Consider the following 1,205-nt stretch of genomic DNA (forward strand, 5'->3'; position numbering starts at 1 on the left):
GGGACTGTCAGCGATCTTGTGGGCGGGGCGGTGATCCGACAAGCTGAGGCGGCCTGCTTCAGCGGAAAGGATTGTCGTGTCGGAGGAGTCGAAGTCGGTGGCCGTGGAGTCGTCGGCGCCGGATGGCTTGGATGTCCGGATCGCTCAGGAATTGATCGAGAAGGCCAAAAAAGAAGGGGTGTCCCTGGCCGGCGCGGGTGGTTTGCTGTCGCAGATCACGAAAACTGTTCTGGAGGCGGCGTTGAATGCGGAGCTGGATGAACACCTCGGCTATTCGAAGGGTGATCCGGCGGGACGCGTGGCCGGGAATCATCGTAACGGGCGATCGCAAAAAACCGTTCATACTGATGTGGGGTCGGTGCGGATCGATGTGCCACGTGACCGGAAAGCGGAATTCGAGCCGCAGATCGTTCCGAAACATGCCCGGCGGATCGAGGGTTTCGATGAGTCGATCATTTCTTTGTATGCGAAGGGATTGACTACTGGTGAGATTCAGAGGCATTTGTCGGAGATCTATGATGTGGATGTTTCTCGTGAGTTGATCTCGAAGATCACCGATAAGGTGGTCGAGGAGATGAATGAATGGCAGTCACGGCCGTTGGAACGTGTTTATCCGGTGGTGCTGATCGATGCCATTTTCGTCAAGATCCGGGATGGTCGGGTGGTGAACCGGCCGGTCTACGTCGCGGTGGGCGTCACTTTGGCCGGCGAGCGGGATGTGCTGGGCCTGTGGGTCGGTACCGGCGGCGAAGGGGCGAAACATTGGGCCGGAGTGCTCACCGAACTGCGTAACCGGGGCGTCGAGGACGTGATGATCGTCTGCTGCGACGGCCTGAAGGGGCTGCCCGAGGCGATCAATGACACCTGGCCGCTGGCCGATGTTCAGCAATGCGTCGTCCACCTCGTACGGGCCAGCCTGAAGTACTCTTCCCGGAAATACTGGAGCCGGATCACGACCGAACTCCGGGCCATATATACCGCATCGACGGTGGAGTCCGCAGAATCCTTGTTCGAGGAGTTTGCTGCGGAATGGGAGCCGAAGTATCCGGCGATGATCGCGGTGTGGAGGAACAGTTGGGAACAATTCACGCCGTTCCTGAAGTTCCCGGCACCCATCCGGAAGCTTGTCTACACTACGAATGCCATCGAGAGCCTGAATTCCCGGTTCCGGCAGGCAACCAGGCGGCGTGGGCACTTCCCCAATG

The 1,205-nt window shown here is 59.2% G+C and carries 1 protein-coding gene; it reads left to right on the forward strand.

The features are described 5' to 3' along the window. Positions 1–76: 76 nt before the first annotated feature. The coding region (locus AB0H42_RS35775; RefSeq protein ID WP_357064327.1) for an IS256 family transposase at positions 77–1,205 on the forward strand (1,129 nt) is incomplete at its 3' end.

The organism is Nocardia sp. NPDC050799 (assembly GCF_040654015.1).
Lineage (GTDB): Bacteria > Actinomycetota > Actinomycetes > Mycobacteriales > Mycobacteriaceae > Nocardia.